The organism is Cupriavidus sp. 10L43_2 (assembly GCF_056395265.1).
In genome coordinates, this window is sequence record NZ_JBFTJE010000005.1 from 1 (window position 1) to 18,662 (window position 18,662).

Below are 18,662 nucleotides of genomic sequence, written 5' to 3' on the forward strand. Positions count from 1 at the left end.
CCGCTGTCTATTTCATGGCGTTTGGCGATCTCACCATAGCCTGCCTGACCGTCCAGGTAGCTCTGGATAACTGTCAGCCTGAACTGCTCCGAGTACCGATACATGAAAACACCCCAAAAGTTGGTGTCCAACTTTTGGGGTGCAGTTCAGACTCCCGGGCATTTTTCCATGGGCGCGTGGCTTACGCGTGCCGTGCGCAGCCGGCGGCGATGTCCAGATAGTGCGCCAGCGCCGGCGTCGGCAAATCCACTACCTTGGCCAGATCGTCGTAGCGGCGCAGCCGCACCGCCGCTTCGGCGTGCGGGCTGGCGATGAAGGCGTCTGCCTGCGCGGCGTCGTACGGGCCGCCCTGCAGGGCCAGGCTGTGGACCGAGGCCGGCGAGAGTGTGGCGAAGTAGGCCGGGTCCACCGCGCACAGGTAGCGCTTGGCGGCCACGTGCAGGCGCACGGGCTCGGTCACTTCCGCGCCGAACAGGTCGGCCAGCGCCTGCGCGGCGGCCTCCTGGTGGCGCATGTCGGTGGTGCTGCTCTCGGCCAGCATCAGATGGCCCACGTCGTGCAGCAGCGCGGCAGCCACCAGCGCCGCCGGCTCGCCGGCCTGCTCGGCCAGCTGCGCGCACTGCAGCGCGTGGGCGGTCTGGCTGATCGCCTCGCCGCCATACCAGTCCTTGCCGTGGTTGGCGAACAGCGTCTCGATGCGTGCCAGGGTCAGGCGGTCCGCGCTCATACCAGCACCTTGCGGATCTGGGCGGACACGATGTCGATGCCGGTGACGAACAGGATGATGATGATCATCACCGCGCAGGTCTGCGCGTACTGGAAGCTGCGGATGATCTCCCAGAGCACGGTGCCGATGCCGCCGGCGCCGACGATGCCGACCACCGACGCCGAGCGCACGTTCGACTCGAAGCGGTACAGCGCGAAGGACAGCCACAGCGGCAGTACCTGCGGGATCACGCCGTAGACGATCTCCTCGATCGGGCCGGCGCCGGTGGCGCGCACGCCTTCCACGGGACGCGGGTCGATGGCTTCCACGGCTTCGGCGAACAGCTTGGCCAGCACGCCGGTGGTGTGGATCCAGATCGCCAGCACGCCGGCGAACGGGCCGAGGCCCACGGCCACGATGAACAGCATCGCGAAGACCATCTCGTTGATGGCGCGGCAGGCGTCCATGATGCGGCGCGCCGGCTGGTAGACCCACACCGGCACGATATTGGCGGAGCACAGCAGGCCGAGCGGCACGGCCATGAACACGGCGATGGCGGTACCCCAGAGCGCGATCTGCACGGTCACGAGCATCTCGTCGAGGTAGTTGCGCCAGTCGCGGAAATTGGGCGGGAAAAAGTCGGCGGCGAACTTCGCCATGTTGCCGGAGTCGCGCAGCAGGTCCATCGGGCGCATGTCGGCGCCTTGCCAGGACATGGCGAGCAAGGCCAGCACGATCGCCCAGACCAGCATCATGGACAGCGAGGTGCGCGGCGGGCGGACGTTGCTGTGCGGCGCGGGGGACGGGGGCGGGAGGCCGGGCTTGGCGGTGGCGGTCATGGGGGGCATCGGATGGAATACGGTGAAGATGGCGCAAGGCCGATGGCAACGCGCCATCGGCCCTGGGCGGGGTACGGCTTACTGGGCGCTGATGGCCTTGTCGATCTCGGCCAGGCGGCGCGATACGTCAGCCAGCTGCTTTTCCTTGTCGGCGGCGGCCAGCGTGGTGTCGGTCTCGATCTTGGACTTCTGCTTGGCCAGCTCGATCTGGCGGATGGGCAGCAGCTGCGCGTCCGACGAGACGCGGAAGCCCTGGTAGGTCAGCGTGGTCAGGATCTGCTTCTCGCGCGCAGCGTCGGCACCCTTGCCGTAGTTGACGAAGAAGTCCTGGATCTTCTTCTTCGTCTCGGCCGGCAGGTCCTTGCGGTAGACCATGGGGTCGGCGGCGATCAGCGGGCTCTTCCACAGCACGCGCACCTCGTCATAGGCGTTCTTGCCCGTGTTGATGCGATAGCGCTCGAAGTTCTCGGTGTTGTTCACGGCCACGTCCACCTGCTTGTTCAGCACGGAGAGCAGGTTGGTCTCGTGGTTGCTGATGCGCACGGCCTTGAACAGCGTCTTCGGCTCCACCTTGTGGGCGGCCCACAGGTAGTAGCCCGGCACGGCCGTGCCCGAGGTGGAGTTCGGATCGCCGGCGCCGTAGGAGAGTTCCTTGCCGCGCTTGATCACGTCTTCCACCGTCTTCAGGTCGCTGTCCTTGCGCACGACCAGCAGCGACCAGTAGCCCGGGTTGCCGTCCTTGTCGATCACGGACGCGAACACCTCGCCGTTGGCGCGGTCCACGGCTTCCATGGCCGACTTGTTGCCGAACCAGCCGAGCTGCACCTTGTTGAAGCGCATGCCCTCGATGATGCCGGCGTAGTCGGAGGCGAAGAACGGCTTGACCTGCACGCCGAGCGCCTTGCTCAGGTCGTCGATCAGCGGCTGCCAGGCGGTCTTCAGGTTCGACGACGATTCCGTCGAGATAAAGCCGATGTTCAGGGTCTTGGCGTCCTGGGCGTAAGCGGGCAGGGCCACGACGCCCGAGGCGACCACGGCGAGAAAGGTTCTGCGAAGCATGTGTGACTCCGTTTCGGATGAGTCGTTGTGGATAACGGCAAATGACGGCAATACAGCGGGAAAGCGAAAAGGGGGGCGCGGTGGCGATCAGGCGGCCGCGAGATTCATCGTGACCATGGCCGGCGCCGGCATGCCGCTGGCGGTGTCGGCTTCGTCGGGAACCGAGTCGTGGAGCAGTTCCTCGGCCTCGGTGCCGTACAGGTCGCGCAGCATGCCCGGGGTGAGTGCGGCGGACGGGCCGTCGTAGACCACCTTGCCCTGGCGCAGCGCCACCACGCGGGGGCAGTAGCGCATGGCCACGTCCACCTGGTGCAGCGACACCACCACGGCCACCTTGCGGGTGCGGTTGATCTGCGAGAGCAGCGTCATCACGCGGCGCGACGATTCCGGGTCGAGCGAGGCGATCGGTTCGTCGGCCAGGATGACCTTGGCGTTCTGCACCAGCGTCCGTGCGATGGCGGCGCGCTGCTGCTGGCCGCCGGAGAGCGTGGAGGCACGCTGAAACGCATAGTCGTCTATACCAACCTGGGCGAGGGCGTCGAGGCCGGCCTGCACTTCATCGGCCTTGAACAGGCGGAACAGGCTGCGCCAGGCCGGGATGCGGGTGAGCATGCCGACGAGGACGTTGGTGATCACCGGCAGGCGGCCCACCAGATTGAACTGCTGGAAAACAAAGCCGATTTCGGCGCGCACCTTGCGCACGTTGCCAGCCAGGCGGCCATGGCGCTGGATGGATCGGCCATTGACCAGGATCTCGCCAGCATCGCCGGACACGAAACCGGCCACATGGCGCAGCAGCGTGGACTTGCCAGATCCCGAGGCGCCCAGCAGGGCCACCATTTCTCCCGGCGCGACGTGCAGCGTGACATCGTCAAGCGCCTTGCGGTCCGCGCGGAATGATTTGCTAAGTCCGCGGACTTCGATTGCATGCGTCATGTCGACTCCCTTGCTTGAATGACTTGGCGCATTCTGGGGGGAGTGGATGACAGAACGATGACGCTGGGCGGGAGAGTGAGGGGTGAATGTCTGCGGGGTGAGGCATTGGGCGCGTGACGCCCAATGCACTTACATCAGGATGATGTCGTACTGTTCCTGATGGAACGTGGATTCCACCTGGAGCGAGATCGGCTTGCCGATAAAGTCGTTGAGCATCGCCAGATGCTGGCTTTCTTCCTCGAGGAACAGATCGATCACTTCCTGGGAGGCCAGGATGCGGAACTCGCGCGGATTGAACTGGCGGGACTCGCGCATGATCTCGCGCAGGATGTCGTAGCAGACCGTGCGCGGCGTCTTGACCTGGCCCTTGCCCGTGCAGACCGGGCACTGCTCGCACAGCACGTGCGCCAGCGACTCGCGCGTGCGCTTGCGGGTCATCTCCACCAGCCCGAGCTGCGAGAAGCTGTTCACGGTGATCCGGGTGCGGTCACGGGACAGCGCGCGCTTCAGCTCGGAGAGCACCGCGTCGCGATGCTCCACGTTCTCCATGTCGATGAAGTCGATGATGATGATGCCGCCGAGGTTGCGCAGCCGCAGTTGCCGGGCGATGGTGTGCGCGGCCTCGAGGTTGGTCTTGAAGATCGTGTCGTCGAAGTTGCGGGCGCCGACGTAGCCGCCCGTGTTGACGTCGATCGTCGTCATCGCCTCGGTCTGGTCGATCATCAGGTAGCCGCCGGACTTCAGGTCCACCCGCCGCGACAGCGCCTTCTCGATCTCGGCGTCGATGTTGAACAGGTCGAAGATCGGCCGCTCGCCGGTGTAGTGCGAGAGCCGGGGCAGTACGGCCGGGGTGTACTCCTGGGCGAACTCCACCAGCTTCTGGTAGTTCTCGCGCGAGTCGATCTGGATCACGCCCGTGGCGTCGTTGATGAAGTCGCGCAGCACGCGCTGGGCCAGGTTCAGGTCCTGGTACAGCAGGCTGGTGGCCGGCTGGGTGGTCGCGTTCAGGCGGATCGACGCCCAGATCTTGCGCAGGTAGGCGATGTCGTTGCCGAGCTCGTCGTCGCTGGCTTCCTCGGCGATGGTCCGCACGATAAAGCCGCCACGCTCGTCGCGCGGCACCAGCCCCTGCACGCGGGCGCGCAGCGCCTCGCGGTCCACCTCGCCCTCGATGCGCTGCGAGATGCCGATATGCGGGTCCTGGGGCAGGTACACCAGCGTCCGGCCGGCGATGCTGATCTGCGTGGACAGCCGCGCCCCCTTGGTGCCGATCGGGTCCTTGATGACCTGCACCATCAGGGCCTGGCCCTCGAACAGCGTCTTTTCGATGGCGAGCGGCGGGGCGCCGTTCTTGTCGGGGTCGCGCGGATGCCAGATGTCGGCCACGTGCAGGAAGGCCGCGCGCTCGAGGCCGATGTCGATGAATGCGGATTGCATGCCCGGGAGCACGCGCACGACCTTGCCGAGATAGATATTGCCAACCAGCCCGCGCGTCAGCGTGCGCTCGACATGCAGTTCCTGCACGGCGGCCTGCTGCACGATGGCAACGCGCGTCTCTTGCGGCGTGATGTTGACGAGGATGTCTTCAGTCATAGCGATGGATGCGCGCTGCCGTGTTGTCGGCGGCTTGTTGTTGTCGTTCGGCGCCGGGCGGGATGGCTGCGGGACGGGGCGCTCAGAAGCGCAGCCCGGCCTCGCGCAGCAGGGCCGCGGTCTCGAACAAGGGCAAGCCCATGATACCCGAATAGCTGCCGTCGATTCGTTCGACAAACTCGGCCGCGCGGCCCTGGATGCCGTACGCGCCAGCCTTGCCGAGCGGCTCGCCGCTGGCCACGTAGCGGGCGATCTCGGCGGCGTTCATCGGCCGGAAAGTGACGTGCGAGATCGACAGCGCATGGCGCTGGCCGAGCGTGGAAACCACGGTCACGGCGGTCAGCACGCGGTGGGTGGTGCCGGCGAGCGCGGCCAGCATCGCGGCGGCATCGTCCGGGTCGGCCGGCTTGCCCAGGATGTCGCCACCCCGGCATACCGTGGTGTCGGAGGTCAGAATCGGATGGTCGGGCAGGGCGCGGCGCTCGCGGCGGCGCAGGGCGGCTTCGGCCTTGAGCGCGCAGACGCGCTGCACGTAGGCGTCGGGCGTCTCGCCGGGCAGCACGGCTTCGAGCGCTTCGGCATCCTCGTCGTCATCGGCGAGCAGCAGTTCATGGGAGACGCCGAGCTGCGTCAGCAGTTCGCGGCGGCGCGGGCTTTGGGAGGCGAGGTAGAGGAGGTCGTGGGTCACGGCGCGCATCGGGAAAATCGATGCGGCGATTGTAACCGTCGGCGGCGGGAACTCAGACCCGGTGATACGGGTGGTTTTGCGTGACGGACCAGGCGCGGTAGAGCTGTTCGGCCAGCAGCACGCGCACCATGCCGTGGGGCAGCGTCAGGCTGGAGAGCCGGATCAGGGTGGTGGCGCGTGCCTTGAGGGCCGGGTCGAGCCCGTCTGCGCCGCCGATCAGGAAAGCCACGTCGCCGCCTTCGCGCTGCCAGCCGGTCAGCTGGTCGGCCAGCTGCACCGTGGTGAAGTCGCGCCCGCGTTCATCGAGCGCAACGATCCGGCACTGCTTGGACAGCGAACCGAGCACGGCGTCGATGCGCGCGGCTTCCCGCTGCATCACCGTGGCGGCGTTGTTGCTCGACGAACGGGCTTCCGGCTTGACTTCGCGAAGTTCGATGCGCAGCTCCGGCGGCATGCGCTTGGCATACTCGCCGAAGCCGGTTTCGATCCAGCCGGGCATCTTGTGGCCGACGGCCACGATCACGAGTTGCATGGGCGATCTGGCGATACCGGGTGGATCGGTGCGAACGGCTTAAGTCGACGCAGTCGACTCAGGCCGAGCGCTTGCGCGGCGCGGCGGTCTTGGTCGCAGCCTTCTTGGCGGCCGGCGCCTTGCGTGCGGGGGCCTTGGCGGCAGTCTTGGTCGCCACCTTGCGGGCCGGCGCCTTCACGGCCGGGGACTTGCGGGCCGGCGTCTTGGCAGCCGCCGTCTTGGTGGCGGCGCCGGTGCTGGTCTTGCGCACCGGCTTGCGGATCGTGGCGATGGCGTCCGGATCGGTGTCCTCGTGGCCCATCGGCGGCGAAGGCTCCTTCATGCCTTCCGGCAGCTTGGCCAGCGCCGGGCGCAGGCTCGAGGCACGGCGCGAGCGCGGTGCCGGCGCCGAAGCCTCGGCTTCGTCGTCGTCCATCGGCTCGCTGGCCTTGGCCAGGCTCCTGGCGCCGGTCAGCTTCACGCGCACCGGCTTGTCGCCCCAGATTTCCTCGAGGTTGTAGTACAGGCGCAGTTGCGGCTGGAGGATGTGCACCACGGCGTCGCCGCAGTCCACCAGCACCCACTCGCCCGTCTCCAGGCCCTCGACGGCAATGATATGGCCGCCGGCATCCTTCACCGTATCCCGCACAGAGGCGGCGAGCGCCTTGGTCTGGCGGTTCGAACTACCGCTGGCGATCACCACCCGGTCGAATAGTTCGGTCAGGTGAGTGGTGTCGAACACCTTGATGTCCTGCGCTTTGACATCCTCGAGCCCGTCGACGATGGCGCGTTGCAGTTTACGAATATCCATGGTGTCTTTCTTGTTCAGCTTCGTTCGGGATAGGGGCGAGCCGGTCAGGGATTGCGGTATAACCCGCGACTCGCGATGTAGTGTGCCACGCCGGCAGGCAGTTGGTCATCCGCCGCCTGGCCCTCAGCCAGGCGCTGGCGCAGGCCGGTGGAGGAAAGATCGACGGCAAGGGTCTGGTCGATCCACATCCGGCCGGAGGGCGTGCATTGTATCAGGTGCGTGTCCGCCAGCCGCTGGTTCATCGCCGCGAGCACCGGACCGTCCAGCGCGGCGAGGTCGAAACCGGGGCGGGTGGCGATGCACAGGTGCACTTGTTCGAACAATGCCTCCCAGCCGTGCCAGGTGTGCAGGCGCAGCAATTGGTCGGCGCCCATCAGCCAGGCCATGGAGGTATCCGGGGCGTATTCGTCGCGCAGGTGGCGCACCGTGTCGATGGTATAGCTCGGGCCGGCCCGGTCCACCTCCATGCGACTGACTCGTATCTTGGCGCGCGGGCTGTCCAGCGTGGCGGCGGCCAGCTCGGTCATGGCGAAGCGGTCGGCGGCGGGCGTCACATGGTCGCCCTTCTGCCAGGACTCCCCGGTCGGGATCCAGACCAGCTCGTCGAGCGCCAGATGGTCGATGCAAAGCTGCGCCAGCGAGACATGGCCGCGATGCGGCGGATCGAAAGTGCCGCCCAGGATACCCAGGCGGTACGGGCGGCCGGTGGACGGGGCGGGATCGGTGGTGCGGGAATCTTCGGGAACAGTCATCACACTCGCCGTCAGGCCCACTCGCGTGCCGGCAGGAAGTCGGTGTACAGCGCGGCCTCCGCGCTGCCCGGCTCGGGTTGCCAGTCGTAGCGCCAGGTTACCTGCGGCGGCATCGACATCAGGATGGATTCGGCGCGGCCGCCCGATTGCAGGCCGAACAGCGTGCCGCGGTCGAATACCAGGTTGAATTCCACATAGCGCCCGCGCCGGTAGGCCTGGAAGTCGCGCTCGCGCGCGCCGTAGGGCGTGTCCTTGCGGGTTTCGAGGATAGGGAGGTAGGCGTCGAGGAAGGCGTCGCCGACCGATTGCATCATCGCGAAGCTGCGATCGAAGCCCAGCGCGGCGAAATCGTCGAAGAACACCCCGCCGATGCCGCGTGCCTCGCCCCGGTGGCGCAGGAAGAAATACTCGTCGCACCACTGCTTGAAGCGCGGGTACAGGTCGTCGCCGAACGGTGCCAGCGCAGTCTTGCAGGTGCGGTGGAAGTGCGCGCAGTCATCAGTGTGGCCGTAGTACGGCGTCAGGTCCATGCCGCCACCGAACCACCAGACCGGGTCCGCATCGGGCTTCACGGCCACGAAGCAGCGCACGTTCATGTGCACCGTCGGCACGTACGGATTGCGCGGATGGAACACCAGCGAGACGCCCATGGCCTCGAAGCTGCGCCCGGCCAGTTCGGGCCGGTTGGCGCTGGCCGAGGGGGGCAGGGTGTCGCCGCGCACGTGGGAGAAGCCCACGCCGGCGCGTTCCATCACGGCGCCGCCTTCCAGAATGCGGGTGCGGCCACTGCCGCGCAGGCGCTCGGTCGGCGGCTTTTCCCATTCGTCGGTCAGGAATGGCTGGCCGTCCACGGCGGCGATGGCGTCGGTGATGCGGTCTTGCAAGCCGAGCAGGTAGGCGCGGACTGCCTGGGAGTCGATCATGATGGGCGGAATCGGATGGGCCGGTAGCGCGACGGCCGCCGCCCGGAGGGCGCGGCCGTCATGGCGCTGTCATGATTGTACCGGCTGGACTCCCGCCGCGCCTTGGAACGTGGCGCGCGGGTGTCCGGCGCGCGCATCAGCGCTTGATGGCGCGGTAGCCAATGTCGGTGCGGAACTGCGCGCCGTCGAAGCGGATCTGCTCAACGGCCGCGTAGGCGGCGCGCTGCGCGGCCTTGACGGTGTCAGCCAGCCCCACCACGCAGAGTACGCGGCCGCCCGAGGTCAGCAGGGTGCCGTCCTTGAGCGTGGTGCCGGCGTGGAACGTCACGGCCTCGGCCGTCTCGGCGGGAATGCCGGTGATGGCATCGCCCTTGCGGGGCTCTTCCGGGTAGTTGTAGGCAGCCATCACCACGCCCAGCGCGGTGCGGCGGTCCCAGTCCAGTTCCACCTGGTCGAGCTTGCCGTCCACGGCCGCTTCCATCACGTCCACGAGGTCGGTCTTCAGGCGCGCCATGATCGGCTGCGTCTCCGGGTCGCCCATGCGGCAGTTGAACTCGAGCGTTTTCGGGTTGCCGTCCTTGTCGATCATCAGGCCGGCGTACAGGAAGCCGGTGTACGTGATGCCATCCTTTTCCATGCCGCGCACGGTCGGCATGATGATCTCGCGCAGCGCGCGGGCGTGCAGCGCCGGCGTGACCACCGGGGCGGGCGAGTAAGCGCCCATGCCACCGGTGTTGGGGCCGGCATCGGCGTCCAGCAGGCGCTTGTGGTCCTGGCTGGTGGCCAGGGCCAGCACGTTCTTGCCGTCCACCAGCACGATGAAGCTGGCTTCCTCGCCTTCCAGGAATTCCTCGACGACCACGCGCGCGCCGGCATCGCCGAGCTTGTTGTCGGCCAGCATCATGTCGACGGCGTCGTGCGCTTCTTCCAGCGTCATCGCCACGACCACGCCCTTGCCGGCGGCCAGGCCATCGGCCTTGATCACGATAGGGGCGCCCTGGGCGTCGATATAGGCGTGCGCGCCGGCCGCATCGGCAAACGTCTGGTAGGCAGCCGTGGGGATGTTGTGGCGATGCATGAACGCCTTGGCGAAGTCCTTGGAGGACTCCAGCTGGGCGGCGGCCTGGGTGGGCCCGAAGATGCGCAGGCCACGGGCGCGGAACACGTCGACGATGCCGGCGGCCAGCGGGGCCTCGGGGCCGACCACGGTGAACGCCACCCCTTCGCGCTCCACGAAGGCGGCGAGCACCTCGGGATCGGTCAGCGGCACGTTCTGCAGGCGCTTGTCGAGCGCCGTGCCGCCGTTACCCGGCGCCACGTACACCACTTGCACCTTGGGGGACTGGGCCATTTTCCACGCTAGCGCGTGCTCACGTCCGCCCGAACCGACAACCAATACTTTCATGATCCACTGCCAGAAAAGAAACGCATGCGAAAAGCGGCAGCTGGCCGGGGCCGGGCTGCCGCCATGGGGCGCGGCGGAGGACTTAGTCCTCGATCACCGCGTTGGTGAAGACTTCCTGTACGTCGTCCAGGTTTTCCAGGGCGTCCAGGAGCTTCTGCATCTTGACCGCGTCGTCGCCGGTGAAGCTCACCTCGTTCTGCGGCTTCATCACCACATCGGCCAGCTCGGCCTTGAAACCGGCCGCTTCGAGGGCGGACTTGACCGTCGAAAAGTCGTTCGGCGGGCAGGTCACTTCGATCGAGCCGTCGTCGTTGGTCAGCACGTCATCGGCGCCGGCTTCGAGCGCGGCATCCATCAGCTTGTCCTCGGGCGTGCCCGGCGCGAACAGGAACTGGCCGCAGTGGGTGAACATGAAGGCCACAGAGCCTTCCGTGCCCATGTTGCCGTTGTGCTTCGAGAACGCGTGGCGGACTTCGGCCACGGTACGGGTACGGTTGTCGGTCAGGCAGTCGACGATGATCGCCGCGCCGGCCAGGCCGTAGCCTTCGTAGCGGATTTCCTCGTAGTTCGCGCCTTCCAGGCCACCCACGCCGCGCTGGATCGCGCGCTGGATGTTGTCCTTGGGCATGTTCGCGTCCATGGCCTTGTCGATCGACAGGCGCAGGCGCGGGTTGGAGTCGGCATCACCGCCGCCGAGCTTGGCGGCGACGGTGATTTCCTTGATCAGGCGCGTCCAGATCTTGCCCCGCTTGGCGTCAGCGGCGGCTTTCTTGTGTTTGATATTGGCCCATTTTGAGTGACCGGCCATGATTCTCTCCGAGGCGGAATAGCTGTGGTGCAGCGTGCTGGGTGGCGCTTCTGGCGGCCACGCCATGTGATGGATGTGCCAATTTGCTGGCTATAATCAGCGCAGGATTTTATCACGCGGCCCCCGCCTTCCGATCCCGGATACCGCCGCTATCACCACGAGACCATCATGGCCGACCCCATCCTCATCGCCAAGAACGCCGACTGCGAGCTCGTCCTGCTGCCCGAGATGGGGAATCGGCACGGTCTCATCACCGGCGCCACGGGTACCGGCAAGACCGTCACGCTGCAGACGTTGGCGCAGGGCTTCTCGCGGCTGGGGGTGCCGGTGTTCATGGCGGACGTCAAAGGTGATCTGTCAGGCATATCCCAGGTCGGCAAGCCATCGGACAAGCTCAAGGCCCGCCTGGCGGAACACGGGCTGCCCGAACCGGTCTGGGGCGCCTGCCCGACCACGCTCTGGGATGTCTTTGGCGAAAAGGGGCATCCGGTGCGCGCGACGGTCTCGCACATGGGGCCGCTGCTGCTGTCGCGGATGCTCGAACTCAACGACACCCAGCAGGGCGTGCTGAACCTCGTGTTCCGCATTGCCGATGCCAACGGCCTGCTGCTGCTCGATGCCAAGGACCTGCGCGCGATGCTCCAGCACGTGGGCGACAACGCCAGCCAGTTCACCACCGAGTACGGCAATATCTCGGCGGCTTCCATTGGCGCGATCCAGCGCGGGCTGATCGCGCTGGAGTCGCAGGGCGCGGACAAGTTCTTCGGCGAGCCGATGTTGAACCTGGAGGACTTCATCCAGACCGAGAAGGGGCAGGGCGTCGTCAACATCCTCGCCGCCGACAAGCTGATGAATGCGCCCCGGCTGTACGCTACCTTCCTGCTGTGGATGCTGTCCGAACTGTTCGAGCGGCTGCCCGAGGCCGGTGACCTCGACAAGCCCAAGCTGGTCTTCTTCTTCGACGAGGCGCACCTGCTGTTCAACGACGCCCCCAAGGCGCTGCTGGACAAGATCGAACAGGTGGTGCGGCTCGTGCGGTCCAAGGGTGTCGGCGTGTACTTTGTGACGCAGAACCCCGTAGATATTCCCGATACCGTCCTGGGCCAGCTTGGCAACCGCGTGCAGCACGCGCTGCGCGCGTTCACGCCGCGCGACCAGAAGGCGGTGAAGGTGGCCGCCACGACCATGCGTCCCAATCCGAAGCTCAATCTCGAACAGGCGATTGGCGAACTGGGCGTGGGCGAGGCGTTGGTCTCATGCCTGGACGCCAAGGGGACGCCAGTCGTCACCGAGCGCGCATGGGTGCTGCCCCCGGGCAGCCGCATCGGCCCGGCCACGCCCGACGAGTGCAAGGCCCTGATCGCCAATTCGCTCGTGGCCGGCACCTACGAGAAGACCGTGGACCGGGAATCGGCCTACGAGAAGCTGCGCGGTAGCGTGGCGACCGCCGGCAATGGCCAGACACAGGCACAGAAACCCGGCACTCCCCAGCCGCAGGCCGAGGAGGGCGGTAGCAGCTGGGCCGGCGAAATCTTCGGCTCGCTGACCAAGGGCACCGGCAAGACCGGCCGCGGCGACTCCATCCTCGAATCGATGGCCAAGTCCGCCGGCCGGACGCTCGCCTCGCAAGTCGGCCGGGAACTGGTCCGTGGCGTGCTGGGCAGCCTGCTGGGCGGCGGCGGGCGAAAGAAGTAGGGCCGCTCAGCGCGGCCCATCCTCATTAAATATGGCGTATGAGGCGCATCAAGCGCCTCACATTTCACATCAGTTCTTGGTGCCGAACAGCCGGTCGCCGGCATCGCCCAGGCCCGGGATGATGTAGGCGTGCTCGTCCAGATGGCTGTCCAGCGATGCCACGTATAGCCGCACGCCCGGGTGGGCCTTCTGGAACACTTCCACGCCTTCCGGCGCGGCGACCAGTGCCACGAAGGTGATGGCTTCGTCCTTCACGCCGCGCCGCTTGAGCACATCAACCGCGTGCGCGGCCGAATAGCCCGTGGCGACCATCGGGTCGCAGAGGATGAAGCTGCGGTCTTCCACGTCCGGCAGGCGCACCAGGTACTCCACCGGGCGATGCTGTTCGTCTCGGTACACGCCGATATGGCCGATACGGGCCGACGGAATCAGCTCGACCAGGCCATCGCTCATGCCTACGCCGGCGCGCAGCACCGGCACGATGGTCAGCTTCTTGCCGGCGATGACCGGGGCTTCCAGCGGCACCAGCGGGGTCTCGATGCGGCGCGTGGTCAGCGGCAGGTTGCGCGTGATCTCGTAGCCCATCAGCAGCGTGATCTCGCGCAGCAGCTCGCGGAACGTGCGCGTGGACGTGTCCCTGTCGCGCATGTGCGAGAGCTTGTGCTGGATCAGCGGGTGATTGAGGATGAACAGATTGGGGAAACGCGGATCTTGTTTCATGGCGGCGGCAGGCTCGGCGGAGGGTGGTGGGCGCGCGGGGCTGGCAAGGCCGGCGCGGCGCCCGATGCAGCGGGATTGTAATGGATGCCGCCCCGCTCCACGCGGCCATCTCCGCCACCATCCGGGCCGCCGGGCCCCGCCTTTGATCTCGTCCCGCCTTAGTCCACCGTGATGGCCGCCGACTTCGCCACTTTGCCGAAGCGCTCGTACTCGGTCAGCGTCAGCGTCTGGAGTTCGGCCGCGCTCGATCCCTTCGGATTGAAGCCGGCCTGCTGCAGCTTGTCGCGCACCTCGGGGCGGGCCAGCGCCTCCACGAAGGCCGCGTTGAGCGCCTGCACCACCGGCGCTGGCAGGTTAGCCGGGCCGTAGACGCCGAACCACGGCTCCACGGCGTAGCCGGGCAGGCCGGCCTCGGCCAGGGTCGGCACGTTGGGCAGCGACGGCGCGCGGGTCTTGCCGGCCACTGCCAGCGCGCGCAGCTTGCCCGCCTGGATATGGGGCAGCGAGGCGGGCAGGTTATCGAACATCACCTGGATATGGCCGCCCAGCAGGTCGTTGATGGCCGGGCTGCTGCCTTTGTAAGGCACGTGGGTCAGGCCGGTCTGGGTCATCTGGGAGAACATCGCGCCGGCCAGATGCATCGACGTGCCGGTCCCCGCCGTGGCATAAGTCAGCCCCGGGTGCGCCTTGGCATAGGCAATCAGCTCCGGCACGGTCTTCACGGGCAGGCTTTCGCTGACCTCCAGCACGATGGTCGAGGTGCCCAGCAGGCTGATCGCCGTGAAGTCCTTGCGGGGGTCGAACGGCACGTGCTTGTAGATGTGGGGATTGAGCGCGTTCGTCGAAATCGCGCCGAAGCCGATGGTGTAGCCATCGGCAGGCGCCTTGGCCACGGCTTCCATGCCGATGTTGCCGCCTGCGCCGGGGCGGTTCTCCACCACTACCGGCTGGCCGAGCTTCTCGGCTACGCGTTGGCCGACGGTGCGGGCGACGAGGTCCGTGGTGCCGCCGGCGGCGTAGGGCACCACGAAGCGGATCGGCTTGGCGGGGAAGGCATCGGCGGCGCCGGCGGGGGTGGCCGCGGCGGCGAACAGGACGCCGGTGGCAAGGACGGCGCGGGCGAACGGGAAGGGCATGGCTCGGTGTCTCCGTATTTCTCTAGTTTCTTTATATGGCAGGGCGCCAGGACGGCGCGGGCCATTGTAGGGGAAAGCCGCTGGTGCCGCGCGCCGCACCCCGGCGCGCCTTGCGCCTTTTGACATACAATCGACGCGTTCCGGCCCCGCGTCTTCCCCGCGTCACCCCCTCGCGACTGCGGCCGGCATCCGAACCCTGCGTCTCCCGTGCCCGCTTCCCAGAAGTCCCTGTCCACGCCCGCCGAGCTGCCCGCGCCGCAGCGCTACGGGCTCGCCGTCGCGGCCGTCGGCGCCGTGCTGTTTTCCGCCAAGGCCATCGTGGCCAAGCTGATGTACCGATATAGCGTCGATGCCGTCATGGTCATCACGCTGCGCATGCTGTTCGCGGTGCCGCTGTTCATGGCCATCGGCTGGTGGCAGGCACGCAAGCTGCCGGCGCTGTCCTGGGCCGATCGCGGCCGGGTGGTCTTCCTGGGCTTCATCGGCTATTACCTGTCCAGTTTTCTCGATTTCCTCGGCCTGCAGTACATCACCGCCGGCCTGGAGCGGCTGATCCTGTTCCTGACGCCGTCCTTCGTGCTGCTGACCACCGCGCTGGTGTTCCATCGGCCGATCCACGCCCGGCAGTGGATGTCGCTGCTGCTGGCCTATGCCGGCATCGTGCTGGTGTTCGCCCATGACCTCGACGTGAGCGGCGCGCAAGTCTGGCTTGGCGGCGCGCTGGTGCTGGCCAGCGCCTTGTCGTATGGTGTGTACCTGATCCTGAGCGGCGAGCTGGTCAAGCGCGTCGGCTCGCTGCGGCTGGTGGCCTACGCGATGTGCGTGTCCACGGCCTGCTGCGTGGTGCAGTATGTGGCGCTGGGGCGTCCGCTGGCAGCGCTGGCGCAGCCGGCCCCGGTGATGTGGCTGTCACTCATCAATGCGGTGTTCTGTACCGTGCTGCCGGTGTCGTTGACGATGATCGCAGTGGCGCGCATCGGGGCGCCGATGGCGTCGCAGGCGGGCATGATCGGCCCGGTGTCGACGCTGCTGCTGGCCTTCTGGCTGCTCGGCGAGCCGATCACGGGCTGGCAGATCGCCGGCAGCACGCTGGTGCTGGGCGGCATGTATTTGTTGTCGAGCCGCCGGGCCTGAATATTTTCGAGAGCAACCGGGACGCCGCATCAAGAGCCGGCGCCCGGTTTTAGCAACCAAGGAAGGAGAGCAAGCGATGGATTTCGGACTGCGCGGTAAGCATGCGCTGGTGTGTGGCGCCAGCAAGGGACTCGGGTTTGCGTGCGCCGACGCGCTGGCGGCCGAAGGTGTGGACGTCGTGATCGTGGCGCGCGGCGCCGATGCGCTGGAAAAGGCCGCCGCCGACCTGCGTGCCCGATACGGCCGCCGCGTGCTGGCCGTGGCCACGGATATCACCACGCCCGAGGGCCGCAAGCTCGCGCTGGACGCCGTGGCCAAGCTCGGCGACCTCGACATCCTCGTGAACAACGCCGGCGGCCCGCCCCCCGGCAATTTCCGCGACTGGGACCGCGACGCCTGGCTCGCCGCCATCGACGCCAACATGCTGACCCCGATCGAGCTGATCAAGGCCACCGTGGACGGCATGATCGCGCGCAAGTGGGGCCGCATCGTCAACATTACGAGCGGCGCGGTCAAGGCACCGATCGACGTGCTGGGTCTCTCCAACGGCGCACGCTCGGGCCTGACCGGCTTCGTGGCCGGCCTGGCGCGCGAAGTGGCGCAGCACGGCGTGACCGTGAACAACCTGCTGCCCGGCCCGTTCAACACGGACCGCCTGTTCAAGACGATGGAAGGCGGCGCCAAGAAGGCCGGCCTGAGCGTGGAGGAAGTGGCCGCCAAGCGCGCCGCCGCCAACCCCTCGCGCCGTTTTGGCGAGCCGGCCGAGTTCGGCGCGACCTGCGCGTTCCTGTGCAGCAAGCAGGCCGCCTACATGACGGGCCAGAACGTGCTGCTGGACGGCGGCGCGTACCCGGGGACGTTCTGATGGGCAAGCCGCGCATCGCGCTGATCGCCCACGATCACAAGAAGGACGACATCGTCGCCTTTGCCGGCCGTCACCGCGAGATGCTGGCGCGCTGCGACCTGCTGGCCACCGGCACCACCGGTGGGCGCATCGCGGCTGAAACCGGCCTCGAGGTGGAGCGCATGCTGTCCGGCCCGTGGGGCGGCGATCTCCAGATCGGCGCGCAACTGGCCGAGGGCCGGGTGACCGCGGTGATCTTCCTGCGCGATCCGATGACCCCGCAGCCGCATGAACCGGACATCAACGCGCTGGTCCGGGCGTGCGATGTCCACAATGTGCCGTGCGCGACCAACCTCGCCACGGCCGAACTGCTGCTGGTGGAACTCGCGCGGCACTGCTTCGAAGACGAAAAAGCCGCCGGAACGCCGGCGGCTTGAGTCGGGACAGACGTTGCCGTCAGCGCGGCCGGATCGTGGTCGCGGTGGCGCGCATCGTCGCCTGCCGCAGGATGTGCGGCGGCAGCCGCTTCAGGATCAGGTGGACGGCCAGCGGAATCAGCACCACGTCATCGACAATGCCGAGCCCGGCGATGAAATCGGGAATCAGGTCGATCGGGGAGATGGCGTAGAACACCAGCCCCAGCGCGGCGGGTTTGAGCCACGCGGGCGCGTCGGGATGACGCAGCGCGAACCAGAGCAGGCGGCCGTCGCGGCGCACCAGCGTCCATAGGGCCGAAATTCGCTTCCACATATGGGCCTCCTTATCCACACGCAACATGCGCAACACGCGCAGCCAGTGCGCATGCAGGGATAACTTGGGCCGATGCAGGGGGATTCAAGTTCCCCTCCGCCCGAGGCAGCGGACGGAGGGGCGGTCAGTCAGGCCTGAAACCGGCGATCAGCCCGGCACGTTGCCTTCCACGCCTTCCACGTAGAACTTGATGTCGTGCAGGAACTTGTCGTCGGCGACCTGATCCTTGGCCAGCTGTTCCTTGCCGGCGTTGTCCTTGAGCGGACCCTTCCAGATCGGGGCGGTGCCGTCGATCACCCCCTTCTTGCGTTCCTCGACCAGCGCCTTCACGTCATCCGGCACCACGGCGTTGAAACCCTTCAGGTCGATCATGCCTTCCTTGAGGCCCCACCACGTGGTGCTGTTCTTCCACTGCTTGTTCAGCACGTCTTCCACCACCTTGTTGTAGTAGACGCCCCAGCTAATGACGGAGGCGGCCAGGTGGGCCTTTTCGCCGAACTTGCTCATGTCGCTGTCCCAGCCGAACGCGTAGACGCCCTTCTCCTGCGCGGTCTGGACGACGGCGGCGGAGTCGGTGTTCTGCATCAGCATGTCCACGCCCTGGCCGATCAGGGTGGTGGCGGCCTCGCGCTCCTTGCCCGGATCGAACCACTTGTTCACCCACACCACCTTGACGGTGGCCTTGGGGTTCACACTGCGCGCGCCGAGCGCGAACGAGTCGATGTTGCGGATGACCTCGGGAATCGGCACCGACGCCACCACGCCCATCTTGCCCGACTTGCTCATCTTGCCGGCCACCACGCCAGCCAGGTAGGCGCCTTCATAGGTGCGTACGTCGTACTGGGCGAGGTTGTCGGCGGTCTTGAAGCCGGTGGCGTGCTCGAACTTCACGTCCGGGAATTCCTTGGCCACCTTCAGCATCGATTCCTGATAGCCGAACGTGGTGCCGAAGATCAGCTTGTTGCCCTGGCTGGCCAGGTCGCGGAACACGCGCTCGGCGTCCGCGGCGGACTCGGGCACGTTCTCGACGAACGAGGTCTTCACCTTGTCGCCGAACTTGGCTTCCACCGCCTTGCGACCGGTGTCATGGGCGAAGGTCCAGCCGGCATCGCCCACCGGGCCGATATAGACGAACGCCACCTTGAGCGGTTCGCTGGCGGCGGCTGCCGGCGCGGAGGCCGGGCCTGCCGTCTCGGCCGGCTTGTCGGCCTCTTTCTTGCCGCAGCCGGCCAGGGCCAGTACGGCGGTGGCGGCCAGGGCTGCCAGGGTGGTCCTGCGTGACACGATCATCGATCTCTCCTTGAAAAACGTCTTGTGATGCGTTTGGTTTTGACTACTGGTTGGCTCGAAAA

General features: G+C 67.1%; 21 protein-coding genes. 4 read left to right on the forward strand and 17 right to left on the reverse strand.

Annotation, left to right across the window (positions count from 1 at the left end; all coding sequences use genetic code 11):
- From AC1DEL_RS08605 to AC1DEL_RS08665, 13 genes are all read right to left on the reverse strand, one after another.
- Positions 1-104 (reverse strand): transposase (locus AC1DEL_RS08605; protein ID WP_477109024.1); only part of this gene is annotated, 104 nt, incomplete at its 3' end.
- A 77-nt stretch (positions 105-181) separates the two neighbouring features.
- A complete protein-coding gene (locus AC1DEL_RS08610) occupies positions 182-727 on the reverse strand; it encodes a phosphonate degradation HD-domain oxygenase (RefSeq protein WP_092292167.1) in 546 nt (181 codons plus the stop codon).
- Positions 724-1,545, reverse strand: a complete 822-nt coding sequence (gene phnE, locus AC1DEL_RS08615) for a phosphonate ABC transporter, permease protein PhnE (RefSeq protein WP_092292169.1) — start codon at positions 1,543-1,545, stop codon at positions 724-726. Before phnE ends, AC1DEL_RS08610 begins: the two co-directional genes overlap by 4 nt.
- Positions 1,546-1,623: 78 nt before the next feature.
- A complete protein-coding gene (phnD, locus tag AC1DEL_RS08620; RefSeq protein ID WP_092292171.1) occupies positions 1,624-2,604 on the reverse strand; it encodes a phosphonate ABC transporter substrate-binding protein in 981 nt (326 codons plus the stop codon).
- An 87-nt stretch (positions 2,605-2,691) separates the two neighbouring features.
- Positions 2,692-3,540: a phosphonate ABC transporter ATP-binding protein gene (gene phnC / locus AC1DEL_RS08625; RefSeq protein ID WP_477125611.1), complete on the reverse strand. Its 849-nt coding sequence runs from the start codon at positions 3,538-3,540 to the stop codon at positions 2,692-2,694.
- A gap of 129 nt (positions 3,541-3,669) precedes the next feature.
- The gene (rng, locus tag AC1DEL_RS08630; protein WP_092292175.1) at positions 3,670-5,133 is read right to left on the reverse strand and encodes a ribonuclease G; all 1,464 of its coding nucleotides are present in this window, start codon (positions 5,131-5,133) and stop codon (positions 3,670-3,672) included.
- 82 nt (positions 5,134-5,215) lie between these two features.
- The gene (locus AC1DEL_RS08635) at positions 5,216-5,830 is read right to left on the reverse strand and encodes a Maf family protein (protein ID WP_477110813.1); all 615 of its coding nucleotides are present in this window, start codon (positions 5,828-5,830) and stop codon (positions 5,216-5,218) included.
- A 43-nt stretch (positions 5,831-5,873) separates the two neighbouring features.
- The gene (gene rlmH, locus AC1DEL_RS08640; RefSeq protein ID WP_092292181.1) at positions 5,874-6,353 is read right to left on the reverse strand and encodes a 23S rRNA (pseudouridine(1915)-N(3))-methyltransferase RlmH; all 480 of its coding nucleotides are present in this window, start codon (positions 6,351-6,353) and stop codon (positions 5,874-5,876) included.
- A gap of 58 nt (positions 6,354-6,411) precedes the next feature.
- Positions 6,412-7,143, reverse strand: a complete 732-nt coding sequence (gene rsfS / locus AC1DEL_RS08645; protein WP_477125610.1) for a ribosome silencing factor — start codon at positions 7,141-7,143, stop codon at positions 6,412-6,414.
- A 44-nt stretch (positions 7,144-7,187) separates the two neighbouring features.
- Positions 7,188-7,895, reverse strand: a complete 708-nt coding sequence (locus tag AC1DEL_RS08650) for a nicotinate-nucleotide adenylyltransferase (RefSeq protein ID WP_250025104.1) — start codon at positions 7,893-7,895, stop codon at positions 7,188-7,190.
- 11 nt (positions 7,896-7,906) lie between these two features.
- Positions 7,907-8,818, reverse strand: a complete 912-nt coding sequence (gene hemF, locus AC1DEL_RS08655) for an oxygen-dependent coproporphyrinogen oxidase (protein ID WP_441593622.1) — start codon at positions 8,816-8,818, stop codon at positions 7,907-7,909.
- Between the two features lie 136 nt (positions 8,819-8,954).
- On the reverse strand, positions 8,955-10,223 hold the full coding sequence (gene purD, locus AC1DEL_RS08660) for a phosphoribosylamine--glycine ligase (RefSeq protein WP_092292189.1): 1,269 nt from the start codon (positions 10,221-10,223) through the stop codon (positions 8,955-8,957).
- Between the two features lie 82 nt (positions 10,224-10,305).
- Positions 10,306-11,031 (reverse strand): YebC/PmpR family DNA-binding transcriptional regulator, encoded by a 726-nt coding sequence (locus tag AC1DEL_RS08665; protein WP_092292191.1) that lies wholly within the window; start codon positions 11,029-11,031, stop codon positions 10,306-10,308.
- Positions 11,032-11,199: 168 nt separating this feature from the next.
- Between AC1DEL_RS08665 and AC1DEL_RS08670 the strand changes: the two genes are divergently transcribed.
- Positions 11,200-12,726: a helicase HerA-like C-terminal domain-containing protein gene (locus tag AC1DEL_RS08670; RefSeq protein WP_092292193.1), complete on the forward strand. Its 1,527-nt coding sequence runs from the start codon at positions 11,200-11,202 to the stop codon at positions 12,724-12,726.
- Positions 12,727-12,795: 69 nt separating this feature from the next.
- On the opposite strand, the gene upp is transcribed toward AC1DEL_RS08670, so the two are convergent.
- A complete protein-coding gene (gene upp / locus AC1DEL_RS08675; RefSeq protein WP_092292195.1) occupies positions 12,796-13,446 on the reverse strand; it encodes a uracil phosphoribosyltransferase in 651 nt (216 codons plus the stop codon).
- A 158-nt stretch (positions 13,447-13,604) separates the two neighbouring features.
- Positions 13,605-14,582 carry a Bug family tripartite tricarboxylate transporter substrate binding protein gene (locus AC1DEL_RS08680; protein WP_092292197.1) on the reverse strand — a complete coding sequence of 326 codons (978 nt, stop codon included), beginning with the start codon at positions 14,580-14,582 and terminating at the stop codon, positions 13,605-13,607.
- 246 nt (positions 14,583-14,828) lie between these two features.
- Between AC1DEL_RS08680 and AC1DEL_RS08685 the strand changes: the two genes are divergently transcribed.
- The 3 genes from AC1DEL_RS08685 (at position 14,829) to AC1DEL_RS08695 (ending at position 16,997) form a co-directional block, all read left to right on the forward strand.
- Positions 14,829-15,716, forward strand: a complete 888-nt coding sequence (locus tag AC1DEL_RS08685) for a DMT family transporter (RefSeq protein ID WP_092293267.1) — start codon at positions 14,829-14,831, stop codon at positions 15,714-15,716.
- A 76-nt stretch (positions 15,717-15,792) separates the two neighbouring features.
- Positions 15,793-16,581 carry an SDR family oxidoreductase gene (locus AC1DEL_RS08690; protein WP_092292199.1) on the forward strand — a complete coding sequence of 263 codons (789 nt, stop codon included), beginning with the start codon at positions 15,793-15,795 and terminating at the stop codon, positions 16,579-16,581.
- On the forward strand, positions 16,578-16,997 hold the full coding sequence (locus tag AC1DEL_RS08695) for a methylglyoxal synthase (protein ID WP_092293269.1): 420 nt from the start codon (positions 16,578-16,580) through the stop codon (positions 16,995-16,997). Before AC1DEL_RS08690 ends, AC1DEL_RS08695 begins: the two co-directional genes overlap by 4 nt.
- 19 nt (positions 16,998-17,016) lie before the next feature.
- Here the strand turns inward: AC1DEL_RS08695 and AC1DEL_RS08700 are convergent, their stop codons facing one another.
- On the reverse strand, positions 17,017-17,310 hold the full coding sequence (locus AC1DEL_RS08700) for a YkvA family protein (RefSeq protein ID WP_092292201.1): 294 nt from the start codon (positions 17,308-17,310) through the stop codon (positions 17,017-17,019).
- 147 nt (positions 17,311-17,457) lie between these two features.
- Positions 17,458-18,600 carry a BMP family ABC transporter substrate-binding protein gene (locus AC1DEL_RS08705; protein WP_092292203.1) on the reverse strand — a complete coding sequence of 381 codons (1,143 nt, stop codon included), beginning with the start codon at positions 18,598-18,600 and terminating at the stop codon, positions 17,458-17,460.
- Between the last annotated feature and the right edge of the window lie 62 nt (positions 18,601-18,662).